Source organism: Klebsiella huaxiensis (assembly GCF_003261575.2).
Taxonomy (GTDB): domain Bacteria; phylum Pseudomonadota; class Gammaproteobacteria; order Enterobacterales; family Enterobacteriaceae; genus Klebsiella; species Klebsiella huaxiensis.
This window is the reverse complement of sequence record NZ_CP036175.1, coordinates 3,331,350-3,353,008: the sequence shown is the minus strand read 5'-3', so window position 1 is coordinate 3,353,008 and position 21,659 is coordinate 3,331,350. Positions and strand designations below refer to the sequence as shown.

General features: G+C 56.3%; 21 protein-coding genes and 3 pseudogenes. 15 read left to right on the top strand and 9 right to left on the bottom strand.

Translation table 11 applies throughout. The annotated features are described in order from the left end of the window. Position 1 precedes the first annotated feature (1 nt). The 6 genes from sapD to pspF form a co-directional block, all read right to left on the bottom strand. Positions 2-994, bottom strand: a complete 993-nt coding sequence (gene sapD / locus DA718_RS16150) for a putrescine export ABC transporter ATP-binding protein SapD (RefSeq protein ID WP_112216493.1) — start codon at positions 992-994, stop codon at positions 2-4. Further along, positions 994-1,884 carry a putrescine export ABC transporter permease SapC gene (gene sapC, locus DA718_RS16145; RefSeq protein WP_112216494.1) on the bottom strand — a complete coding sequence of 297 codons (891 nt, stop codon included), beginning with the start codon at positions 1,882-1,884 and terminating at the stop codon, positions 994-996. Before sapC ends, sapD begins: the two co-directional genes overlap by 1 nt. Beyond that, positions 1,871-2,836, bottom strand: coding sequence for a putrescine export ABC transporter permease SapB (gene sapB, locus DA718_RS16140; protein WP_112216495.1), 966 nt, complete (start codon positions 2,834-2,836; stop codon positions 1,871-1,873). The genes sapC and sapB overlap by 14 nt, the downstream gene beginning before the upstream one ends. Next, the gene (gene sapA, locus DA718_RS16135; protein WP_112216496.1) at positions 2,833-4,476 is read right to left on the bottom strand and encodes an ABC transporter substrate-binding protein SapA; all 1,644 of its coding nucleotides are present in this window, start codon (positions 4,474-4,476) and stop codon (positions 2,833-2,835) included. Before sapA ends, sapB begins: the two co-directional genes overlap by 4 nt. 318 nt (positions 4,477-4,794) lie before the next feature. Further along, a complete protein-coding gene (locus DA718_RS16130; RefSeq protein WP_112216497.1) occupies positions 4,795-5,079 on the bottom strand; it encodes a hypothetical protein in 285 nt (94 codons plus the stop codon). Between the two features lie 139 nt (positions 5,080-5,218). Continuing rightward, on the bottom strand, positions 5,219-6,208 hold the full coding sequence (gene pspF / locus DA718_RS16125; protein ID WP_167492780.1) for a phage shock protein operon transcriptional activator: 990 nt from the start codon (positions 6,206-6,208) through the stop codon (positions 5,219-5,221). Between the two features lie 153 nt (positions 6,209-6,361). Here pspF and pspA point away from each other — a divergent pair, with 153 nt between their 5' ends. The 7 genes from pspA (at position 6,362) to DA718_RS16090 (ending at position 10,821) form a co-directional block, all read left to right on the top strand. Further along, positions 6,362-7,030 carry a phage shock protein PspA gene (gene pspA / locus DA718_RS16120; RefSeq protein WP_112216498.1) on the top strand — a complete coding sequence of 223 codons (669 nt, stop codon included), beginning with the start codon at positions 6,362-6,364 and terminating at the stop codon, positions 7,028-7,030. Between the two features lie 51 nt (positions 7,031-7,081). After that, entirely contained in the window at positions 7,082-7,306 is a 225-nt protein-coding gene (pspB, locus tag DA718_RS16115) for an envelope stress response membrane protein PspB (protein ID WP_110273477.1), read from the top strand. After that, positions 7,306-7,665 carry an envelope stress response membrane protein PspC gene (pspC, locus tag DA718_RS16110; protein WP_112216499.1) on the top strand — a complete coding sequence of 120 codons (360 nt, stop codon included), beginning with the start codon at positions 7,306-7,308 and terminating at the stop codon, positions 7,663-7,665. Before pspB ends, pspC begins: the two co-directional genes overlap by 1 nt. An 18-nt stretch (positions 7,666-7,683) precedes the next feature. Beyond that, positions 7,684-7,914: a phage shock protein PspD gene (gene pspD, locus DA718_RS16105; RefSeq protein ID WP_112216515.1), complete on the top strand. Its 231-nt coding sequence runs from the start codon at positions 7,684-7,686 to the stop codon at positions 7,912-7,914. 33 nt (positions 7,915-7,947) lie between these two features. Continuing rightward, complete coding sequence (gene pspE / locus DA718_RS16100) at positions 7,948-8,265, top strand: thiosulfate sulfurtransferase PspE (protein ID WP_112216500.1); 318 nt, start codon at positions 7,948-7,950, stop codon at positions 8,263-8,265. A 100-nt stretch (positions 8,266-8,365) separates the two neighbouring features. Beyond that, positions 8,366-9,763 carry a YcjX family GTP-binding protein gene (locus DA718_RS16095; protein ID WP_112216516.1) on the top strand — a complete coding sequence of 466 codons (1,398 nt, stop codon included), beginning with the start codon at positions 8,366-8,368 and terminating at the stop codon, positions 9,761-9,763. Then, entirely contained in the window at positions 9,760-10,821 is a 1,062-nt protein-coding gene (locus tag DA718_RS16090) for a YcjF family protein (protein WP_112216501.1), read from the top strand. The genes DA718_RS16095 and DA718_RS16090 overlap by 4 nt, the downstream gene beginning before the upstream one ends. Before the next feature lie 172 nt (positions 10,822-10,993). Here the strand turns inward: DA718_RS16090 and DA718_RS16085 are convergent. Beyond that, positions 10,994-11,190, bottom strand: a pseudogene (locus DA718_RS16085) (LysR substrate-binding domain-containing protein); the annotation flags it as partial. 21 nt (positions 11,191-11,211) lie between these two features. On the opposite strand from DA718_RS16085, the pseudogene DA718_RS30865 reads away from it, so the two are divergent. From DA718_RS30865 to DA718_RS16055, 7 genes and pseudogenes are all read left to right on the top strand, one after another. Continuing rightward, positions 11,212-11,331: pseudogene (locus tag DA718_RS30865) on the top strand (hypothetical protein); the annotation flags it as partial. A gap of 39 nt (positions 11,332-11,370) precedes the next feature. Further along, a pseudogene (locus DA718_RS30860) lies at positions 11,371-11,647 on the top strand (family 4 glycosyl hydrolase); the annotation flags it as partial. Between the two features lie 103 nt (positions 11,648-11,750). Next, positions 11,751-12,830, top strand: a complete 1,080-nt coding sequence (locus DA718_RS16075; RefSeq protein ID WP_112216502.1) for a lysophospholipid acyltransferase family protein — start codon at positions 11,751-11,753, stop codon at positions 12,828-12,830. After that, a complete protein-coding gene (locus DA718_RS16070) occupies positions 12,827-13,726 on the top strand; it encodes a phosphatase PAP2 family protein (RefSeq protein WP_110273471.1) in 900 nt (299 codons plus the stop codon). The genes DA718_RS16075 and DA718_RS16070 overlap by 4 nt, the downstream gene beginning before the upstream one ends. Next, on the top strand, positions 13,726-16,233 hold the full coding sequence (locus DA718_RS16065) for a PEP/pyruvate-binding domain-containing protein (RefSeq protein ID WP_227015944.1): 2,508 nt from the start codon (positions 13,726-13,728) through the stop codon (positions 16,231-16,233). Before DA718_RS16070 ends, DA718_RS16065 begins: the two co-directional genes overlap by 1 nt. A 231-nt stretch (positions 16,234-16,464) precedes the next feature. Further along, complete coding sequence (gene tyrR, locus DA718_RS16060) at positions 16,465-18,006, top strand: transcriptional regulator TyrR (protein ID WP_112216503.1); 1,542 nt, start codon at positions 16,465-16,467, stop codon at positions 18,004-18,006. A gap of 114 nt (positions 18,007-18,120) precedes the next feature. Then, entirely contained in the window at positions 18,121-19,176 is a 1,056-nt protein-coding gene (locus DA718_RS16055; RefSeq protein ID WP_167492779.1) for an AbrB family transcriptional regulator, read from the top strand. Positions 19,177-19,221: 45 nt separating this feature from the next. On the opposite strand, the gene tpx is transcribed toward DA718_RS16055, so the two are convergent. After that, positions 19,222-19,728: a thiol peroxidase gene (tpx, locus tag DA718_RS16050; RefSeq protein WP_112216504.1), complete on the bottom strand. Its 507-nt coding sequence runs from the start codon at positions 19,726-19,728 to the stop codon at positions 19,222-19,224. A gap of 101 nt (positions 19,729-19,829) precedes the next feature. Between tpx and ycjG the strand changes: the two genes are divergently transcribed. Next, positions 19,830-20,795, top strand: coding sequence for an L-Ala-D/L-Glu epimerase (ycjG, locus tag DA718_RS16045; RefSeq protein ID WP_112216505.1), 966 nt, complete (start codon positions 19,830-19,832; stop codon positions 20,793-20,795). Here the strand turns inward: ycjG and mpaA are convergent. After that, positions 20,786-21,499, bottom strand: coding sequence for a murein tripeptide amidase MpaA (gene mpaA, locus DA718_RS16040; RefSeq protein WP_110273467.1), 714 nt, complete (start codon positions 21,497-21,499; stop codon positions 20,786-20,788). The two genes, ycjG and mpaA, sit on opposite strands and share 10 nt — an antisense overlap. Positions 21,500-21,659: the final 160 nt, after the last annotated feature.

The following is a 21,659-nucleotide window of genomic DNA, read 5'->3' as shown; positions in this document are numbered from 1 at the left end:
TTCACTCTTTCTCCATGTTCAGCGGGAAATGACAGGCGTAGAGATGATTACGCACGCCCACCAGGCGAGGCGTTTCGATGCATTCCCGCTGGGCGTAGGGACAACGCGGCCCGAGACGACAGCCGATGGGCAGTTGTTCAAGTAGCGGGATGGCCCCTGGCATAGTATTGAGTCGGCTTTTATGCGGCATGGCGCTACCGAAATCCGGAATTGCCCGAATCAGCGCCTGGGTATACGGATGATGGGGGATCGTCACCAGCTCTTCGCTCGGCGCGCTTTCCACCGTCTGTCCGCAGTACATCACGTTAATTTTGTCCGCCCATTTGCTCAGCATCTGCATATCGTGACTGATCAGTAAAATGGTGGTGTTGTTGTTCTGGTTGAGCCGCGTCAGCAGACGGATAATTTGTGCCTGGGTAGTGGGTTCCATGGCGTTGGTCGGCTCATCGGCAATCAGCAGCCGCGGCTGGTTAGCCAGCGCGATGGCAATCATTACCTTCTGGCACTCTCCGTCCGTCAACTCATAGGGGAAGCTGCGCATTGCATCTTTATGATCTTTGATCCCTACGCGGTGCAACAGTTCGATTGCGCGCCGTTTGCGCCAGCCTGGACGCTGCCACCAGCGACCTTTAAAGGTCCAGCCGGGGATATTCTGCGTCAGCTGCTGGCCGATGCGTTCGGAAGGATCGAGACAGGATTGCGGCTCCTGAAAAATCATCGAGACGTTGTGGCCCACCAGCTTACGGCGCTCGCGAACCGAGAGACGCAGCAGGTCGATATCATCGAAGCGCATACGGTCGGCGGTGACCCGCCAGTTGTCTTTAGTGACGCCGCAAATAGCCTTGGCGATTAAGCTCTTACCCGAGCCAGACTCCCCAACCAGGCCGCGAATTTCCCCTTCGGCAAGGGTCAGGCTGACGCGATCGACGGCTTTAACCCAGCCTTCGTTAGTCTTGAATTCGATGGTTAAATTACGGATATCGAGTAACGGCATTATTCCACCCCTGCGATAATTGCGCGGCGGATCCCGTCGCCCAGCAGGTTAACCAGCAGGACGCTTAGCATAATTGCTCCGCCTGGCAGCATGACCGTCCACGGCGCGACGTAAATCAGCTCCAGCGCGTCGCCGAGCATCGCTCCCCACTCCGGCGAGGGGAGCTGAGCGCCGAGGTCAAGGAATCCCAGCGCGGCAATATCCAGAATCGCCATCGACAGCGCCCGGGTGATTTCGGTGACCAGGCCGGAGGTAATATTCGGCAGCACTGCAAACCATAAAATATTCAGCGTTGATGCTCCGTCGAGGCGCGCGGCAATAACGTACTCTTTTTCCAGCTCATCATGCACCATGCTGTAAACAGACCGCACCATACGCGGCAGCAGCGCCAGCCAGACCGCGAACATCGCGTGGCTGAGATGTGGTCCGGCGAAGGCGACAACGATAATCGCCAGCAGCAGGGATGGGATCGACAGCAGAGTATCGAGAATATGATTCATCACCGCCGAACGCAGGCCGTGAGTCGAGCCGGCAATCACGCCAAGCACCAGACCCAGCAGCGTCGCGGCGAGTGTGACCACAAATGCGCCGCCGACCGTGGGCGCCGCGCCGCTTAGCAGGCGGCTGAGGACGTCACGGCCAAGATCGTCAGTGCCGAGAAAGAACGACACTTCACCGTAGCGCGACCATGATGGCGGCAACAGCTGATAGCCAAGAAACTGCTGGTCGATGCCGTATGGAGCAAACCAGCCGCCGAAAACGCACAACAACACCAGCGCTCCACAGCCGTACAGGCCCACCATCGCGGTGGTATCACCGTAGAATTTTCGCCATACGGTGCGCAGCGCACCCGGCGGGCGCTTCTCCAGATAAACGCTATCGTAGGGCATACCATTCCTTATGTTTCAGTGGGTTAGCCATGGCACCCAGAATATCTGATATCACGTTAACAATTATCACCAGCGCGCCGATGACCATCACGCCCGCAGAGATAGCGGCGTAGTCCTGTTGGCGAATCGCATTGATTAGCCAGCGGCCCAGGCCAGGCCAGCTAAAGACCATTTCGGTAATCATCGCCAGCGTCAGCATGGTGGAAAACTGCAGCCCCAGACGCGGGATCACTGGCGGCAGCGCATTGTGCAGCACGTGGCGATGCAAAATGGTGCGCCGTGAAACGCCGCGAGTCGCAGCGGCTTTGACATAGTTCGTGTCGTAAACTTCGCTGGTGCTGATACGCATCAGGCGGATCACTTCGGTAGTCGGCGCTACCGCCAGGGTGAGCACTGGCAGCACCATATGACGCGCGGCGCTGACGATCATTTCATGACGCCACGGCGAATCAGAAAGCCAGGCGTCAATCAGCGCAAAACCGGTGACTGTCTTGACTTCATATAGCAGGTCGAAGCGCCCTGAAACCGGGAACCAGCCTAACGTCAGGGAGAAGAACAGGGTCAGCAGCAGCGCCAGCCAGAAGACAGGAATAGAAAAGCCCATCAGCGCCAGGGCGCTAATCAGGGTGTCCGGCCATTTGTTGCGCATAATCCCTGCCAGCATACCGACGGGAATGCCGACCAACAGCGCGAAGCCGAAGGCGAGGATGCACAACTCCATGGTGGCCGGGAAAACCTCTTTGAGCTGCTCGGAGATCAGTTGACCGTTGATGCTGGAGACGCCGAAATCCCAGTGCAGTACCCCTTCAAACCAGAACAACCAGGCGTTCCACAGCGAAGCGCCCTGTAGCGGGGCGTGCGGCGTGAAATAGCTCAGACTAAAGCCGACGAAGGTTAGCAGAAAGAGCGTAATCAGCAGCAGCAGGAAGCGGCGCAGGGTAAAAATAATCATGGTTTTTTCACCTCGTCTTCTTTCTCGCGCGAGACGCCCGCAAAGGAAGCATTGCCAAACGGGCTCAGCACCAGGCCTCTCATATCGTAACGGTAAGCCTGTAAACGCAGCGAAGAAGCCAACGGCAGTACTGGCAGTTCGTTGGCGAGAATGTGCTGCGCCTCTTTATAGGCTTCAATACGTGATGCCAGCTGCTGCGAGGTCAGCGCTTTTTGCAGCACTTCATCGAACTCGCGGTTACACCAGTGAGCGTAGTTGGTTTGCGAGGTAATCGCCGCACAGCTCAGTAGCGGGCGGAAAAAACTGTCCGGATCGTTGCTGTCCGTTGCCCAGCCAGAGAGCGTTAGATCGTGGTTCATATCCATCAATCTTGCCTCCTGGAAACGACCTTCAACCGGCACGATAATCACTTTTACACCAATCTGCGCCATATCCGCCTGAATAAGCTCGGCGGTTTTCAGCGGGCTGGGGTTCCAGGCTTGCGAACTGGTTGGCACCCACAGTTTAAGGGTTAGCTTTTCCAGCCCCAGCGCTTTCAGTTGGGCGCGCGCTTTCGCTGGATTGTATTCGGTAATCTTGGCGTCATTATCGTAGGCCCAGGAGGCGCGTGGCAGCATCGACGCCGCGGTTTCCGCCGTGCCGTAGTAGATCGATTGCATCAGACGCTGGTTATTAATCGCCAGCGCCAGTGCATGACGAACTTCCGGGTTATCGAGCGGAGGTTTCGCAGTGTTAAACGCCAGCCAGGCGATATTCATCCCTGGACGCAGGGTCAAACGCAGTCGCGGATCGTCACGCAAAATTGAGAGCTGGCTGGCTGCGGGCCAGGCTAGCACGTCGCACTCGCCGGTGAGCAATTTCGACAGGCGACCTGTCCCGCCAGAACCGAGGTCGACGACAACCTGCGGCATCAACGGCGTGCCGCGCCAGTAGGCTGAATGGCGCTGTAGCCGGATGTACTGGCCACTTCGATACTCTTCCAACTGGAACGGACCGGTGCCGACCGGCTGGCGGTCAATCAGCTCCTGACGATCGCCCTGCGCCAGCTTCGCGGCATATTCCGCCGACATGACTGAGGCGTAGTGGGTCGCCAGGTGCCAAAGGAACGAGGCGTCCGGGCGTTTCAAGCGAAACTCGACGGTCTGGTTATCCAGCTTACGTACGCTTTCAACGCTGTCAGCGAACTGCAGGCTGTCGAAATAGGGGAAGCTGCTGCCGTTAACGTTGTGCCACGGATGGTCGCGGTTAAAAATGCGCCCAAAGGTGAAAATAACGTCATCGGCATTAAAGTTGCGGGTCGGCTTGAACCAGGTGGTCGTCTGGAATGGTACGTTGTTGCGCAGATGGAAACGGTAGGTCGCGCCGTTATCCAGTACTTCCCAGCTCTCCGCTAGCTCAGGCACCAGACGGTAAGTATAAGGGTCGACATCAAGCAGGCGGTCGTAGAGCTGGGCGGCCAGCGTGTCGACAATCAGTCCGCTGCTGACCTTTTGCGGATTAAAAGTATTGACCTGACCGCTGACGCAATAAACAAAGCCGCTATCACGGATATCAGCGTGAGCAGGCAGCGCTGGCGCGGCAAAGGCCTGTCCGCACAGCATGGAGACGGCTGCCAGGAGAGATGACAATTTCAGGCGCATAGTATCTTTTTGATTACAGAGCAAGGCTCTATCTTATTAATATTAAATAACATTTACCACCACCTTAATTGCTCATGGAGATAATGTAAGCGATGGTTGCGTTGGTTATTTGGCCAACTAATTCAAATTTAAACCGCTTATTAACTTCGAGTATACCTCTTAAATCACCCTGCGTTTGGCGTCAGGCGAGCGAAGGTATTATGAAAAGAGATTCATATGTCCCACGGGGCGCGGGCACCCTGATTTTTGCCACATGGTATCTTTTTATTAGCGGTTTCTCCAGTTAGCCGTGTTTCCACAGCGGCTGGACAAGGAGGGCTACAGCGGAAGGAGTTGGTTATATCGCGCGATATAATCTTTGGGGGTAATTTCAAACTCATCACCGTCGTGATGGGTGGCAACATAGGTTCGCAGTACCAGACCACTTTTTTTCTGCGTAATTTCCCAGCCTTGCAGGCGATAGGAATCCTCGGTTGAACGGATACACAGGTCTGAAAAGATCATCATGACCGACAGCGCAGGGGCCTTATGGCCTTTCATAGTATGGATTAAGCTGACGTGCGCGGCATAGCGGCTAAGCGTCGAGGAATTAACCGGAATCATCTGTATTTTCAGTCCGTTGAATAATGATGGCGCAGATGATAATTCACATTGGATTATCTTGCTAGTTACAAATAATTAACTAGTGATATTGGTGACACTGTCACTTCATGTTGGGCGTATTGCTACTCCTGCGTCCGGTTCAGAGCTGGTGCTTCTTAAGCAACGCCCGCAGCTGGTGATAGGTGAGACCGAGCAATTCCGCTGCCTGTTTCTGATTGTACTTTGCCTGCTCCAGGCTCATCTCCAGCAGACTCTTTTCTTGCTCGTGCTGGAAGCTACGCAAATCGAGCGGCAGCGCAGGCCCGGCGTTATTTTTTTCTGTGACGACCGGTGAGGTTTGCCGTTGGTGAAAGGGGTTAATGATGATGTTATCCAGCTCGCTGTCGCTGCTGCCATGGCGGTAGACCGAGCGCTCAACCACGTTTTTCAATTCGCGAATATTTCCCGGCCAGCGGTAGTTTTGCAGCGTTTCCGTCGCCCGATCGCTAAAGCCGGGAAACAGCGGCAGCCCGAGCTCGCGGCACATCTGGATAGCAAACTGCCTGGCGAGCAGCATGATATCGCTGTGCCGCTCGCGCAGAGGCGGCAGTTGCACCACATCAAAGGCCAGCCTGTCGAGAAGGTCGGCGCGAAACAGTCCTTCTTCTACCATCAGCGGCAGGTCGGCATTGGTTGCGCACACCAGGCGAACGTTAACCTGTAGCGGCTGGCTGCCGCCAACGCGCTCCAGCTCGCCATATTCAATTACCCGCAGCAGTTTTTCCTGCACCAGCATCGGCGCGGTTGCCAGTTCATCAAGAAACAGAGTGCCGCCATCAGCACGTTCAAAACGCCCCGGATGGCGCTTGCTGGCGCCGGTAAACGCCCCGGCCTCGTGGCCGAACAGCTCGGAGTCGAGTAGATTTTCATTGAGCGCGGCGCAATTCAGCGAAATAAACGGCCCCTGCCAGCGGGAAGAGAGAAAGTGCAGGCGGCTGGCGATAAGCTCTTTACCGGTACCGCGTTCGCCAATCACCAGCACTGGTTTATCCAGCGATGCCAGCCGTGAGACCTGCTCCAGCACCTCAAGAAAGCTGTTGGCTTCGCCGAGCAGGTTGTCCTTGTATTCCGCCATGATGAATTTCGCCATTTAGTAGTGTGATTCACCAAATCACTTTAGCAATCCACTGCACAGATAACAACCTCATCTTTTAAAATCAATAAGATAAAAAGTTGGCACGCCATTTGTATTAATCATTGCACAGGCCGATGCCTGACACCAAGAACTATGAGGATTGAAATTATGGGTATTTTTTCTCGTTTTGCCGACATCGTGAATGCCAACATCAACTCCCTGTTGGAGAAAGCGGAAGACCCGCAGAAGCTGGTTCGACTGATGATTCAGGAAATGGAGGACACGCTGGTTGAAGTCCGTTCGACCTCGGCGCGCGCGCTGGCTGAAAAGAAACAGCTGAGCCGTCGTATTGAGCAGGCCGTCGCCCAGCAGGGTGAATGGCAGGACAAAGCTGAACTGGCGTTACGTAAAGAGAAAGACGACCTGGCCCGTGCCGCACTGATCGAAAAACAGAAGCTGACCGATCTTATTGGTAGCCTTGAACATGAAGCGCAGCTGGTTGATGAAACCCTGACGCGGATGAAAAAAGAGATCGGCGAGCTGGAAAACAAACTGAGCGAAACCCGCGCACGTCAGCAGGCGTTGATGCTGCGTCATCAGGCTGCCAACTCTTCCCGCGACGTTCGTCGTCAGCTGGATAGCGGCAAGATTGATGAGGCAATGGCGCGTTTTGAATCGTTTGAACGCCGTATCGATCATATGGAAGCCGAAGCGGAAAGCCATCGTTTTGGCAAAGACAAATCGCTGGATCAGCAGTTCGCCGACCTGAAAGCGGACGATGAAATCAGCGAGCAGCTGGCGGCGCTGAAAGCCAAAATGAATCAAAATAACCAGTAATCGTTTTTGGGCGGCACCGAGATGTGCCGCTGCCATCTGCAAGGAGTCGACATGAGCATGCTTTTTCTCGCCATCCCTTTGACGTTGTTTGTGTTGTTTGTTTTGCCGGTCTGGCTCTGGCTGCACTACAACAATCGCACCGCCAGCGGCAGCTTATCGCAGAACGAACAGCAGCGTCTGTTGCAACTGACCGATGACGCGAAGCGGATGCGCGAGCGTATTCAGGCGCTGGAAGCCATTCTTGATGCTGAGCATCCGAACTGGAGAGACCAATAATGGGCGGACTGGATTTGAGTAAAAAACTGTGGCGCATTCCGCAGCGCGGCATGGTGAAAGGGGTTTGCGCTGGTATTGCGGAGTATCTGGACGTGCCGGTGAAGCTGGTGCGCCTGATTACCGTACTGGCAATGATTTTTGGCCTGTTTCTGTTTGTGGTCGTGGCCTACATTATTCTCTCATTCGTGTTGGATCCGATGCCGGAAAGCGAACTGAATGGTGAAAAAATGCCGAGCAGTGGAGAGCTGTTGGCTGCCGCAGATAAGGAACTGGCGGCGGGAGAGCGTCGTTTGCGTGAAATGGAACGTTACGTCACCTCCGATACCTTTTCGCTGCGCAGTCGTTTTCGCCAGCTGTAATTGAACGTGAGGTTAATGATGAACATGAAATGGCAGCAGGCAGGACAAAAAGTGAAGCCAGGCCTGAAATTCGCGGGCAAGCTGGTTCTGCTGACCGCGCTGCGTTATGGCCCGGCCGGCGTTGCTGGTTGGGCGGTTAAATCTGTCGCCCGTCGGCCGCTGAAAATGCTGCTGATGCTTGTTCTGGAACCGATGCTTAGCCGGGCAGCGCTGCGGTTTTCTAAACGTCGCGGATGGCGTATGTTATGAGTGCCTAAAAACTCAACATATCAGGATGATAAAATGCTACGAAAACTACTTCTGGGTTTAGCTCTGGCTGTCGCCTTACCAGTGTCTGCGGCGGAGCATTGGATAGATGTTCGCGTTCCGCAGCAGTATCAAAAAGAACACGTCGAAGGGGCGATTAACATCCCGCTGGCTGATATAAAAACGCGGATTGCGAGCGAAGTTCCGGATAAAAACGATACCATTAAAGTTTATTGCAACGTTGGGCGACAATCGGGTCAGGCCCAGCAGCTGCTGACCGAGATGGGCTACACTCAGGTAGTTAATGCGGGTGGCCTTAATCAGATAGATATGCCAAAAAGCGTCAGCAAGTAATCTTCAGCCCCGCGGTCGCGGGGCTAATGCAAGCCATTGATAGTTATCCGTATAGCCCCCATATTATTCTCTCTCGTTCTTCAGGCACAACAGGATGGCGATGAAGCGACTCAAAACTGAATTTAATGCGCTGGTTAATCGTGGGGTTGACCGGCATCTCCGTCTGGCCGTTACCGGCCTTAGCCGCAGCGGCAAGACCGCCTTTATCACCGCGCTGGTCAATCAGCTCCTGAACATTCACGCCGGGGCGCGATTACCGTTGCTCAGCGCGGCGAGAGAAGAACGCCTGCTGGGCGTCAAGCGCGTACCGCAGCGGGATTTTGGTATTCCGCGCTTTACCTATGACGAAGGGCTGGCTCAGCTATATGGTCAGCCGCCGATCTGGCCAACGCCCACCCGCGGCGTCAGCGAAATCCGCCTGGCGCTGCGCTATCGTTCCAACGATTCATTGTTACGCCACTTTAAAGAGACCTCAACGCTATATCTGGAAATCGTCGATTACCCCGGTGAGTGGCTGCTGGATCTGCCGATGCTGGCCCAGGACTATCTCACCTGGTCACGACAGATGACCGGGCTATTGCAAGGGCAGAGGGCAGAATGGTCGACGCGTTGGCGGCTACTTTGTGAAGGGCTGGATCCGCTGGCTCCGGCCGATGAAACTCGCCTGGCGGAGATTGCCAGCGCATGGACCGATTATCTGCACACCTGTAAACGCGAAGGGATGCACTTTATTCAGCCCGGGCGCTTTGTGCTGCCCGGCGAAATGGCCGGCGCGCCTGCGCTGCAATTTTTCCCCTGGCCGGATGTTGATGCTATCGGGGAGGCCAGGCTCGCCCAGGCGGACAAACACACCAATGCCGGAATGTTGCGCGAGCGTTTTAAATACTACTGCGAGAAAGTCGTCAAAGGTTTCTATAAAGACCATTTTCTGCGCTTCGATCGGCAAATTGTGCTGGTGGACTGCCTGCAACCGCTCAATAGCGGGCCACAGGCGTTCAACGATATGCGCCTGGCGCTGACGCAGCTGATGCAAAGTTTTCACTATGGTCAGCGCACGCTGTTCCGCCGCTTGTTCTCGCCAGTTATCGATAAGCTGCTGTTTGCGGCCACCAAAGCCGATCACGTGACCGTCGATCAGCACAGCAATATGGTGTCGCTGCTGCAACAGCTGATTCAGGACGCGTGGCAAAACGCGGCGTTCGAGGGAATCAGTATGGATTGCCTGGGGCTGGCGTCTATTCAGGCGACCCAGAGCGGGCTTATTGAGGTGAACGGCGAAAAGATCCCCGCGCTGCGGGGTAACCGGTTGAGCGATGGCCAGCCGCTGACCGTCTATCCTGGCGAAGTGCCCGCACGTCTGCCGGGGCAGGCATTCTGGGAACAGCAGGGCTTCCAGTTTGAAAACTTCCGTCCGCAGGTGATGGATGTTGATAAGCCGCTGCCGCATATTCGCCTTGATGCGGCGCTGGAATTTTTAATTGGAGATAAGTTGCGATGACCGAACCGTTAAAACCGCGTATCGATTTCGACGGCCCGCTGGAAGCGGAAAAGGCGCAAATTCTCAAATCTGCCCGCGCTTTTGATGATGTGGATGCCGGGAAGTTTGCTCCGGCGCGCCTTGATATCGTGGAAGAAGAAGAGGGAGCGGCGGAGGCGGTTGTTGAATCGGTTCTGCGGCCCAAACGTAGCCTGTGGCGGAAAATGGTCAGCGCCGGGTTGACTATTTTCGGCGTGAGCGTGGTCGCGCAGGGCGTGCAGTGGACAATGACCGCCTGGCAGACGCAGGACTGGATCGCGCTTGGCGGCTGCGCTGCCGGGGCGCTGATTATTGGCGCTGGCGTCGGTTCAGTCGCGACCGAATGGCGGCGTCTACGACGGCTGCGTCAACGTGCACATGAGCGCGATGAGGCGCGGGATTTGATGCACAGCCATGCAGTTGGCAAAGGGCGTGCGTTTTGTGAAAAACTCGCGCAGCAGGCGGGGCTGGATCAATCGCATCCGGCGCTACAGCGCTGGTATGCGGCGATCCACGAGACGCAGAACGATCGCGAAGTGGTCAGCCTGTATGCGCAGATCGTGCAACCAGTGCTTGATGCTCAGGCGCGGCGCGAAATCAGCCGCTCGGCGGCGGAGTCGACACTGATGATTGCCGTCAGTCCGCTGGCGCTGGTGGATATGGCGTTTATCGCCTGGCGTAACTTACGCCTGATCAACCGCATCGCCACGCTGTACGGCATTGAACTGGGTTACTACAGCCGTCTGCGCCTGTTCCGTCTGGTGCTGTTGAATATCGCTTTTGCCGGGGCCAGCGAGCTGGTGCGGGAAGTGGGTATGGACTGGATGTCGCAGGATCTGGCGGCCAGGCTGTCGGCGCGCGCGGCCCAGGGCATTGGTGCCGGACTGCTGACCGCGCGGCTGGGGATTAAGGCCATGGAGCTGTGCCGCCCGCTGCCGTGGATCGCTGATGATAAGCCGCGGCTGGGGGATTTTCGCCGCGAACTGATTGGTCAGTTAAAAGAGACGTTGCAGAAGAGTAAAAATAGTCCGGAGAAATAGCGGTTTTTGCGGGCTTCCCGGCCCGCAGACGGCCTTTTTCCCCGGAGGCGATGCTGCGCATCTGTCCGGGCTACCAATCCACAGATGACTGTGAACCCGTAGCCCTGTCAGCGGAAGCGCCACCGGGTATTGATCCTGACCACACTCCTCCTTAACCACTCGCTAAAGGCGAGAGCAGGTTCTCACTCATCAGCCGCTCTTGATACAGATCGGAATACTGGGTCGCGCCGTAGTAAATAGCCAGGTCCACACGCTCTTCGTTCAAGTCCGTCCGTTAAAGTCCGTCACTCCGGCCCGCATGTGAAGCTGTGAATTCAACCCCGGCCACTGTGCCTGAAAACGCGACAGGCGCGGCATCAACCACACATTTTACTTAAGCGGCGCGCTGAGATGCCGGTTAAGGCGCTGCGGCTAGTCGATATTGAAGAGCGCATCTCGTTAAGATATGGCCTGATTGGCCAGGAGACCAACGGGCTGGGCGGTTTTGCCAATGCCTGCTGGACAGTCCCGATGGCTCTGGAGATTGCGGCAGATATGGAACACCTGTGCCCGGACGACTGTGCGGTTGAAGTGAGCTCGTTGATTACCGCTTCCGGCCCGCAGCCGCTGAACGTGGCATCATTCCCGGAAGATACGCTGCGCCTGCTACAACTGATGAAGTCTTTCGAACGCCTGACCATCGAAGTGGCGATAACCGGTAACCGGCATACCGCCTGGCGCGCTGGTACTGAATCCGCTGATCGTCAGCGGTGAGAAGCTTGAACAGGCGCAAGATGAGGTTATCGAACATAACCGGAAGCTGATGTCCACTTTTCACCCACAGTAATTCTGAGGAGGCGATGATGCCCCCAAACTGCTCATTGTAATCCCTTAACGAAGCGTCTATTGTGCGGAAATGTTAAACAAGGACATGATGACAACCACACGTTATGGAAAAACGTAATCCTCCCTGGCTGCGATTCACTCCGGGCAGGGCGTTGCCGCGTTGGTATCGCTTTATCGCCAGGCTATTGAGCCATTTCTACTACGCTTCGATCGACTTTATTGACGAACGTGGCCACCGTGTTTTACCGCTGGACGACGCTATTCCCACGATTTTGCTTGCCAGCCACCGTAACGGGGCGACTGACGGGTGGGTGGTTAGCCCACTGTTGCCGCATGGCCAGTTTCTTGCCTCCGTTCAACTGCTGCGATCGCGTTTTTTGCGCCTGTTATTTACTGGCATTCCGGTTGTGCGCGACAAGGATCGTGCTCGCTACGGTTTTAGCCGGACGCAGGCGGGAAACCCGGTGCTGCACGCTATTGTCCATATAAAGCAGGGCGGCAGTCTGGTTATCTTTCCGGAAGGCACCAGCGAATGGAGCTATGCACCACAGCCTTATCAGCCGGGAACCGTGAAAATCATTCGCCGACTGTTGCAGGAAGGCCAGCGCTTTCGGGTGATCCCGGTAGGGAGTTTCTACCAGGTTCCTGATCGCTTTGGGTCGCGGGTCGAGCTGCTGGTTGGCGAAGCGCTGGTATTTCCTGCGCGGGAAGATAAGTCCCAGGAAGCCTGGGAAACGGAAATCAGTGAATGTGTGAATAATGCGTTGAATCAGGTTTCGGTCAACTGCGTCAGCGAGGCGACCATGGCGGACGCCGAAGGCTATGCCCACCAGCAGCATAGCGAACCCTGGGCATTGGCTTTTAAACGAGCGGCAAGCGGAATACATGCTGAAAAACCATCTGATAAGCGGCATCGGCAAAGAAACATTTGGGCCTGCGCGCTGCAACTACCGTTTGTGCTGGTGCTTTTTCCGGTACTGCTTTGTGCCTGGTGGGTTGGCAGACAGGCCGACGGACGCAATACGGTGGCGTTTTTTCGTCTGGCGAGCGGTTTTGCCGCCTCGCTGCTGTGGCTGCCCTGTTTGATTGTGCTGGGTATTCTCTTTCCCTGGCTGTGGCTGCTTTATACAGCGGCTTACCTGGGGTGGCGGCAACGTTCTGTTTGGGTGGAGGAAAACGTTTGAGCCTGATAAAGAACACCCATTTTGTCGGTTTGGCTTCCCGGAACCGTCCGGGGTATGGGATCTATTTAGCCCTGATCGCCTTGATTTCCGGGTTGGGGATTTTTTCCGCCTGGCAGCTGCGTGACCCCCAATTTATTGCGCCGGTAATCGCCAGCGTGGTGGTTTGGCTGCTGTTGCTGCAATCGATGTGTTCGTCGTCGTCGCGCTGGCGCAGCTGGATTGGCGTACTGCAGTTTGCCGCCAGTTGGCTGGTTTTCCCTCTGTTTAAGGCGATTCAGCTGGCAATGCCGCGCTCAATGGACGCCAGGCTGCTGGCGGGCGATCGTTGGCTATTCGGCAGCGGATTGACTGAACGGCTGCTGGGCTGGGAAAGGATCTGGTTAAGTGAGGTAATGAGCCTGTGCTACCTCTCATTCTATTTCATTATTCTGCTGCCGGTGCTGTTTTGCGCTTTCCGTCGCCATGAACTTGCCAGCCGTGGCTTCTTCTATGGTCTGATGCTGATGTATCTCTTTGGATTTATCGGCTATCTGCTGGTGCCTGCCGCCGGGCCTTATCTTGCCTTTCCGGACGTTTTTTCCTACCCGCCGCAAGGCGGCACGCTGACCGCGCTGCTGGTTTCGCTGGTGGCGAGTGGAGGAACGGGTATGGACGTTTTTCCCAGCCTGCACTGCGGCATTAGCCTCTATGTGTTTGGTTATCTGCTTTTACAGCGTCGCTATCTTTGCGCGCTGTTGCTGTCGCCGCTGGTGGCGGGGTTGATTCTGGCGACGCTCTATCTGCGCTATCACTACGGTATCGATCTGATTTTTGGTGCTCTGCTGGCGTTTTTGGTGCTGGTATGGCTGCGCCGCTGCGGCTTCTCCAGCCGTAACAACATGATAAGGAAAGCATAATGCGAACGGAAGACTCGATGATTTTTACCTTTCACGATCCGCACGCCAGCGAAGTGACGCTGAGCGGGGGGAAGGGGGCCAACCTCGCGCGTCTGACCGCAGGGGGCCTGCCGGTGCCGCCCGGTCTGATTGTGTCGGCTTCTGCTTACCAGCTGTTTCTGGCGCCGCTAAGAGAGCAAATCCAGACTCTACTGCAACAATATGACGATTTCGGCGTTTGCAGCCGCGAAATTCAGGCGCTCATTCGTCGACAAGCTTTGCCGGAAGCGCTATGCGCGGCGGTAACGCAACGGCTGGACGCGCTTGGGGCGAAGGACTGGAACGTTGCTGTGCGCTCTTCAGCGACGTTTGAAGATTTGCCCGGCGCGGCTTTCGCCGGACAGCACGATACCTTGCTCAATATGCGCGGTGCTGATGCGATCCTCAATGCGGTGCGCGAATGCTACGTTTCGTTATGGCATGAACACGCCATGCGCTATCGCGCACACCTACAGCTCGTTCACCTCGACGCTGCGATGGCGGTGGTGATCCAGCAGATGGTGGAGATGACGGAAAGCGATGCGGCCGGTGTAGCCTTTTCCATCGATCCGGTACGCGGGGAGCTGGAGCAAGTGTTGATTAACGCTTGCTTTGGATTAGGCGAGAGCGTTGTCGGCGGCGAGAGGGAGGTGGATGAATACCGCGTTGCCATGCCGCAGGGAGAAGTCACGGAACGTAGTATCGGACAAAAAAAGACGATTTTGCTCAAAGACAGCCAGGGCGTACACGATGTAGTCCTGCCCGCATCCCGGCAATCGCAGAGTTCCCTTAGCGATGAACAGTGTCTGACGGTGGCGAGCGTCGCCCGGCAGGCGCAGGCGTTCTTTGGTTTTCCCCAGGATATTGAATGGGCATTTTCCGGCGCTTCGTTCTATCTGCTGCAATCCCGTCTGGTCACGTTCGTGCCGGAACGCTGGACGCGCGATGAATCCGCTGAACGCTTCCCTAACGCGGTAACGCCGTTGACCTGGGATCTGGTAGAGGAAGGTTTCCATGAATCGCTCAACTTCTCTTTTTCCCTGATGGGCCTGCCTGGTTTTGGGGGTAAATGGTTCGCGGTAAAAGAGTGCTATGTCTATGGCAACCAGAATGCGGTGGAGCTGTATGCTGGCAGAATGCCCGGCGGCATCAGTTCGCTGGAGCAGCTGCGAGCGGCTCTGCCGACGCTGGCAAAGCGCTATACCTGGGTGCAGGAGTTGCCGATCCGCTGGATGCGCGATCTGGATACCTATCTGCTGGAAATCGGCGCGTTGATGCGCGAGCCGTTGGCTAGCTACACGCTGGCGCAGTGCTGGGATTATCTGTTGCGGGTACGCGATGCGGGTAAACGTTATTTCCTGCCTAATATTGCTATTTCCCTGACCCAGCGCACCTTGTATGCCGTGCTCTACCAGATCCTGCAAATGTCGATGCCTGCGGCAGAGGCCAAATCGATGTTCGATCTGTTGCTGTCGGTCGCCGAGACTAAAACCGGGCAAGTTAACGCTGAACTGTGGGCGCTATCGCGGCAGGTTCGTAACGAGCCTGAGCTGCTGCGGGAGTTCGCCGACACCCCGTCGCTGGCGCTTGTTTCGCGTCTTAGCGCGTATCCTGCGTTTGATACCGACTTCAACCAGTTCCTGCAACGCCACGGCCATCGTGAGCTGGATTTCGACGCTTATTATCCGACCTGGCTTGAAGCGCCGCATATTGTATTGGATCAGCTGAAAATGCTGGTGGAGCTGCCGGACGATGATTTGGCGGCGCAGGCGCTTAACGGCAAGCTGGCGGCTTCAGCGGCGCAGCACGCCTGGCTGGCTCAGGTGCCGGAAGATCTGCGCTACTTTGTTGAAGAGGTGACTCGCCTGGCGCGCGTTTATACCTGGCTGGACGACCTTGAGCATTATCAGACCACGCGTCTGACGCTGCCGTTCCGCAGCGGCGTGCGCGAGATGGGGGAGCGGCTGACGGCGGCGGGTATTCTGCAAGAAGCGGATGATCTCTATTTTGCGTCATTCGCCGATCTTGACGCTGCGGTGGCACAGAACGCTTTCGAAGATCTGACCGCGCAGGTGCACGCCAATAAGTCTGCCTGGCAGGCGGCGAAACAGCGCAGTCCGTCATGGAATCTTGGCGAAGATGATGCGATCCCCGAGTTGCCGCAGGGTGAGGGATTACAGGGGATGGCTGGCAGCCCTGGCGAGGTGGAAGGTGAGGTCTTTCTGGTTCATGGGCCGGAGGAGTTTGCCGCGTTTCCCAAAGGCGCGATTCTGGTGGCTCGTACGACTAATCCTGCATGGACCTCGCTGTTTTACCGCGCGAGCGGAGTGATCACCGAAAGCGGCGGACCGTTGTCACATGGAGCGGTCACCGCGCGGGAGTTGCAGCTTCCGGCAGTGATGAGCGTGCGCGGGGTCATGACGCTGCTGGAGAATGGGATGCGGGTCAGGGTGAACGGAAGAACGGGAGTGGTCGATATTTTGCGTTAACGGAACGGCTCGATGATGCAGCCCTCAAACCAGCATAAGGTACCTTGCCGGTTTGAGGGCGGTGACTCGCCTGAGCTATTTTGGTCGTGTGCCCGCTCTGAACGTATAACTTTACGGCGGAAAGGCCATTTTTCCGCCATACTGTCAATAATTGTTGACAGCTATCTTCACGCCAGCAAATAACTGTCCTATTATTCATCCGTCATTGGCCTTTTTAGGGTGAAAACTCCTATGCGTCTTGAAGTCTTTTGTGAAGACCGTCTTGGTCTGACTCGTGAATTACTCGATTTATTGGTGCTGCGGGGTATCGATCTGCGCGGTATCGATATCGACCCTATTGGCCGAATTTATCTCAATTTCGCCGAACTGGAGTTTGCCAACTTCAGCAGCCTGATGGCGGAAATTCGCCGTATTGCTGGAGTGACCGACGTGCGTACCGTGCCGTGGATGCCATCAGAACGTGAACATCTCGCACTTAGCGCACTGCTGGTGGCGATGCCGGAACCGGTGCTGTCTCTGGACACCAGGGGGAAAGTTGAACTGGCTAACCCGGCCAGCTGTCAGCTGTTTGCCCAGAGCCAGGACAAGCTACGCAGCCATCCGGTCGCCCAGCTCATTACCGATTTTAACGTGCAGCGTTGGCTGGAAAATAGCCCGCAGGAATCGCATGCTGAGCATGTTGTGGTTAACGGACAGAATTTCCTGCTGGAAATCACCCCGGTCTATCTGGAAGGTGAGCACGGCGAACGAGTGCTCACCGGTGCGGTGGTAATGCTGCGTTCGACGGTCCGCATGGGCCGACAGCTGCAAACCATGACCATTCAGGATACCAGCGCCTTTAGTCAGATCCTCGCCGTTGGTCCAAAAATGCGCCATGTCGTGGAGCAGGCCCGCAAGCTGGCAATGCTTAGCGCGCCGCTGCTGATCGTTGGCGATACCGGTACCGGCAAAGATCTGCTGGCTCAAGCCTGTCATCTGGCCAGCCCGCGAGCAGGAAAACCCTATCTGGCGCTGAACTGCGGCTCTATTCCGGAAGACGCGGTGGAAAGCGAGCTATTTGGCGATGCGATTCAGGGTAAAAAAGGCTTCTTCGAGCAGGCGACCGGCGGCTCGGTGCTGCTGGATGAGATCGGTGAGATGTCGCCGAGAATGCAGACTAAATTGCTGCGTTTCCTCAACGATGGTACCTTCCGCCGCGTTGGTGAAGATCATGAGGTTCACGTCGACGTACGCGTGATCTGCGCCACCCAGAAAAACCTGGTGGAGCTGGTGCAGAAAGGACTTTTCCGTGAAGATCTCTATTATCGTCTCAACGTTCTGACCCTGTATCTGCCGCCGCTGCGCGACTGCCCGCAGGATATCATGCCGTTGACCGAACTGTTCGTGGCGCGCTTTGCCGATGAGCAGGGGATCCCGCGTCCTAAACTCTCTGCGGATTTGAATAGCGTATTGACGCGTTATAGCTGGCCGGGCAACGTGCGCCAGCTCAAGAACGCGGTTTATCGCGCGCTGACGCAGTTGGATGGGTTTGAACTGCGTCCGCAGGATATCCTGTTACCGGATCACGATGTGGCCTCCTTGCCTGTGGGCGAAGAAGCGATGGAAGGTTCGCTGGATGACATCACTCGCCGCTTTGAGCGCTCTGTGCTCACCCAGCTTTATCGCAACTTCCCCAGCACGCGTAAACTGGCTAAACGCCTTGGCGTCTCGCATACCGCGATAGCGAATAAGCTACGCGAATATGGTTTAAGCCAGAAAAAAGGCGACGAGTAATCTTTACCACCGGCTGCCTGTGCAGCCGGTTTTTGTTTTTGCTACGGGAGGATTCATTCCCGAATATGATCTTGTATATACTCCGCTTTTACTCTTTTTCTCTCAGGAATACGCATGTGGATTTCGCGTAGTCACTTCTTTCAGTGGATGAAATTGCTGGCGCTCTCCGGTGCGCTCTCCTTTGTTCTGTTCTGGTTTCATCTCCCCGCAGCGCTGCTGCTGGGGCCGATGATTGCCGGGATTACTCTTAGCCTTCGCGGCGCAGAAATTCGCGTACCCCGCCCGTTTTTTATTGCTGCCCAGGCGATTATTGGCTGCATGATTGCCCGCAGCCTCACGCCCTCGATCTTCGGCGTTCTGTTGGCAAACTGGGCACTGGTGCTGCTGATTCTTTTTTCCACGCTCGCCATTAGCGCGCTGGCGGGATGGTTGCTGGTGCGTTATAGCGCGTTACCTGGTGCCACCGGTGCGTGGGGAAGTTCGCCGGGCGGCGCGTCGGCTATGGTGGTTATGGCTCAGGATTACGGTGCCGATGTTCGGCTGGTGGCGTTAATGCAGTACCTGCGGGTGCTGTTCGTCGCCGGAGCCGCGGCGCTGGTCGTTCGCGTCGCCCTTGGTGGCGATGCCCAGGGGATGACTCAACAGGTTATCTGGTTCCCTTCGATAAGCTGGCAGCTTCCGCTCACGCTATTATTGACCGCGGCGGCAGGGTGGTTGGGTCTGCGGTTGCGATTTCCGTCGGGGGCGATGCTCTGTCCGATGTTGCTCGGCGCGCTGGTGCAGGGAGAGGGCTGGTTAGTACTCGAACTCCCTGAATGGCTGTTGGCGTTGGCCTATGCCGCCATTGGCTGGAGTGTTGGTCTAAAGTTTAATAAACAGATTTTCTTGCTGGCGCTGAAAACCTTACCGCAGATCCTGGCGTCGATTATTGGCTTGATTCTGTTGTGTGCGCTGATGGCTTTTGGGTTAACGCAGGTTCTGCCGCTGGATTTTATGACTGCTTACCTGGCAACCAGTCCCGGCGGGCTGGATACGGTGGCGATTATTGCTGCAGGTACGCGGGCGGATATGTCTTTTATTATGGCGATGCAGACGCTGCGTCTGTTCACCATCTTGCTGACCGGTCCGGCGATTGCGCGTTTTATCTCTCGTTATGCTGAGCGGGAATAAAAAAAGCCCCCGATAACCGAGGGCTTACGTAGCTTAGCGGCGAGATTACGCTTTCAGCGCGGCCAGAGCGGCGTCGTAGTCCGGCTCTTCGGTGATTTCATTCACCAGTTGGCTGTAAACAACCTGGTCGTTTTCATCAATGACGACTACAGCGCGTGCCGCCAGACCGGCCAGCGGGCCTGCGGAGATGGCCACACCATAGTCGGTCAGGAACTGCGCGCCGCGCAGGGTGGACAGCGTGACAACGTTGTTCAGGCCTTCAGCGCCGCAGAAGCGAGACTGGGCGAACGGCAGGTCGGCGGAAATGCACAGCACCACGGTGTTGTCCAGTTCAGACGCCAGTTGGTTAAATTTACGTACCGATGCCGCGCAAACGCCGGTATCGATGCTCGGGAAAATGTTCAGCACTTTACGGGAGCCTGCGAACTGGCTTAGCGCGACGTCAGAGAGATCTTTGGCGACCAGCGTAAACGGCTGCGCTTTAGCGCCTGCCTGCGGAATGGCGCCTTGAACAGAAACGGGGTTGCCCTGGAAATGCACGGTTTGTGACATGGTTATCTTCCTGTTTACATATAGTTAACGTCACGGCTAGTGTATGACATCAGTCATCAGCACGGCAAATCCTTTTAATACTTACCTGCGAGGTTCAGGGAATGCGAAATCTGCGAGTCTATGAAGAAGCCTGGCCGTTACATACTCCTTTTGTGATCGCCCGCGGCAGCCGCAGCGAGGCCAAAGTGGTGGTGGTGGAGATCGAAGAAAATGGCGTGAGAGGCGTGGGTGAATGCACGCCTTACCCCCGCTACGGCGAGAGCATTGCCTCGGTGATGGCGCAGATTATGACGATTGGCGAACAGATTGAACGCGGCATCTCGCGTGAACAGATCCAAAACCTGCTCCCCCCGGGAGCCGCGCGTAATGCCGTCGATTGTGCGCTCTGGGATTGGCAAGCGCGCAGTGCGGGGAAGAGTATTGCTCAGCAGTCAGGCGTCATGCTGCCTAACCGGGTGGTCACCGCGCAAACGGTGGTCATTGGTACGCCTGAGCAGATGGCAGCCAGCGCGGCGGCGCTGTGGGAGAAAGGGGCCACGTTGCTGAAAGTGAAGCTTGATGATCATCTGATTAGCGAACGGCTGATAGCAATTCGCGAAGCGGTGCCGCAGGCGACGTTAATTGTTGATGCTAACGAGGCATGGCGTAGCGATGGTCTGGCTGAGCGTTGTCAGCTTTTGGCGGATATCGGCGTGGCGATGCTGGAGCAGCCGCTACCGGCGGGGGACGATGCGGCGCTGGAGAATTTTATTCATCCGTTGCCTGTTTGTGCTGATGAAAGCTGCCATACCCGCGACAGCCTCGCGGCGTTACGTGGTCGCTACGAAATGGTCAATATTAAACTCGATAAGACCGGCGGCCTGACCGAAGCGTTGCTGTTGGCGGAGGAGGCGGAGCGACAGGGATTTGCACGGATGCTGGGCTGTATGTTGTGTACCTCGCGAGCCATTAGCGCCGCGTTGCCGCTGGTGCCGATGGCCCGTTTTGCCGATCTTGATGGCCCAACCTGGCTGGCGGTCGATGTTGAGCCGGCGCTGCATTTCAGCACCGGCGTACTTCATCTTTGAGGGTGCCAGTGCAGCAGGTTAATCATTGCCGACAGGTATTTATCCGTGGCCTCGTCGGCGGATATCGGCGGAAATTCGGCGGTAATGCACGGCAGGCCGATATCGGCGCACCAGCTGCCAAAGGAGCCGGGCGTTTCATAGCCGACGCTGCCCACCAGCGGCAAAGTAAAGGCATCGGCGAGCCAGCGTCCCAGCTCGCTGTGGCCGGGATCTTCAATGCAGGCCAGCGGATCGTGAAATGAAACGACCCAGGCGGGATGGGTCTGGTGGATCAGTTCGCACAGCGCCTGGGTTTCTGGCTCTGAACCGGGTTTTTCGCCAGTGAGCAGAACCACATCACGCTGCTCTGCCGCGCTGTTCCAGCGGTAAACCGTTTCGCCTTCCTTCCAGTTCGCCGCCGGAAAATTTCGGTTCAGGTCGATACCACGTGCGTTGGCGCGTAATCCTAGCTGACAGCCGTCGGGATTCACCGCCAGCACCACGTGATGACGGCGCAGCTCCGGTTTGAGCGTGCGTAACGCGCAGGAGAGGGTGACGATTGATGAGTTTTCATCGCCGTGGGTGCCGGCAAGAATTAAACCGCTGCGGCTATCGGCCAGCGGTGCAGGGAACCACAGCAGCGGTGCGCCGAGATGAGACTGGCCGTAGCGCTGGGTTCCCGGCGGAAAAGCGCCGCGTTGAGGGCGAGGACGAGAAACGGGCATAGGGTATCCTGTTATCAGGTTATTTTGAGCAGTGTTGTGTAAAACCGTCCCGGAATCAAACAGTTTCCTGCGATCGAGAAATCAGCATATATGTCAATTTTCTACCACAAGCTGTTTGCAATTTCAGGTGATGAAACAAATAATTATCGCACTGCCAGCT

Excerpts from the sequence above, each read along its gene's own strand:
- sapA (WP_112216496.1), bottom strand. The coding sequence starts at position 4,476 with ATGCGCCTGAAATTGTCATCTCTCCTGGCAGCCGTCTCCATGCTGTGC.
- sapD (WP_112216493.1), bottom strand. The coding sequence starts at position 994 with ATGCCGTTACTCGATATCCGTAATTTAACCATCGAATTCAAGACTAAC.
- mpaA (WP_110273467.1), bottom strand. The coding sequence starts at position 21,499 with ATGCCCGTTTCTCGTCCTCGCCCTCAACGCGGCGCTTTTCCGCCGGGA.
- DA718_RS16095 (WP_112216516.1), top strand. The coding sequence starts at position 8,366 with ATGAAGCGACTCAAAACTGAATTTAATGCGCTGGTTAATCGTGGGGTT.
- tyrR (WP_112216503.1), top strand. The coding sequence starts at position 16,465 with ATGCGTCTTGAAGTCTTTTGTGAAGACCGTCTTGGTCTGACTCGTGAA.
- DA718_RS16075 (WP_112216502.1), top strand. The coding sequence starts at position 11,751 with ATGGAAAAACGTAATCCTCCCTGGCTGCGATTCACTCCGGGCAGGGCG.
- tpx (WP_112216504.1), bottom strand. The coding sequence starts at position 19,728 with ATGTCACAAACCGTGCATTTCCAGGGCAACCCCGTTTCTGTTCAAGGC.
- pspE (WP_112216500.1), top strand. The coding sequence starts at position 7,948 with ATGCTACGAAAACTACTTCTGGGTTTAGCTCTGGCTGTCGCCTTACCA.
- sapB (WP_112216495.1), bottom strand. The coding sequence starts at position 2,836 with ATGATTATTTTTACCCTGCGCCGCTTCCTGCTGCTGCTGATTACGCTC.
- pspD (WP_112216515.1), top strand. The coding sequence starts at position 7,684 with ATGAACATGAAATGGCAGCAGGCAGGACAAAAAGTGAAGCCAGGCCTG.
- DA718_RS16090 (WP_112216501.1), top strand. The coding sequence starts at position 9,760 with ATGACCGAACCGTTAAAACCGCGTATCGATTTCGACGGCCCGCTGGAA.
- pspA (WP_112216498.1), top strand. The coding sequence starts at position 6,362 with ATGGGTATTTTTTCTCGTTTTGCCGACATCGTGAATGCCAACATCAAC.
- DA718_RS16065 (WP_227015944.1), top strand. The coding sequence starts at position 13,726 with ATGCGAACGGAAGACTCGATGATTTTTACCTTTCACGATCCGCACGCC.
- DA718_RS16055 (WP_167492779.1), top strand. The coding sequence starts at position 18,121 with ATGTGGATTTCGCGTAGTCACTTCTTTCAGTGGATGAAATTGCTGGCG.
- pspB (WP_110273477.1), top strand. The coding sequence starts at position 7,082 with ATGAGCATGCTTTTTCTCGCCATCCCTTTGACGTTGTTTGTGTTGTTT.
- ycjG (WP_112216505.1), top strand. The coding sequence starts at position 19,830 with ATGCGAAATCTGCGAGTCTATGAAGAAGCCTGGCCGTTACATACTCCT.
- DA718_RS16130 (WP_112216497.1), bottom strand. The coding sequence starts at position 5,079 with ATGATTCCGGTTAATTCCTCGACGCTTAGCCGCTATGCCGCGCACGTC.
- pspF (WP_167492780.1), bottom strand. The coding sequence starts at position 6,208 with ATGGCGAAATTCATCATGGCGGAATACAAGGACAACCTGCTCGGCGAA.
- sapC (WP_112216494.1), bottom strand. The coding sequence starts at position 1,884 with ATGCCCTACGATAGCGTTTATCTGGAGAAGCGCCCGCCGGGTGCGCTG.
- pspC (WP_112216499.1), top strand. The coding sequence starts at position 7,306 with ATGGGCGGACTGGATTTGAGTAAAAAACTGTGGCGCATTCCGCAGCGC.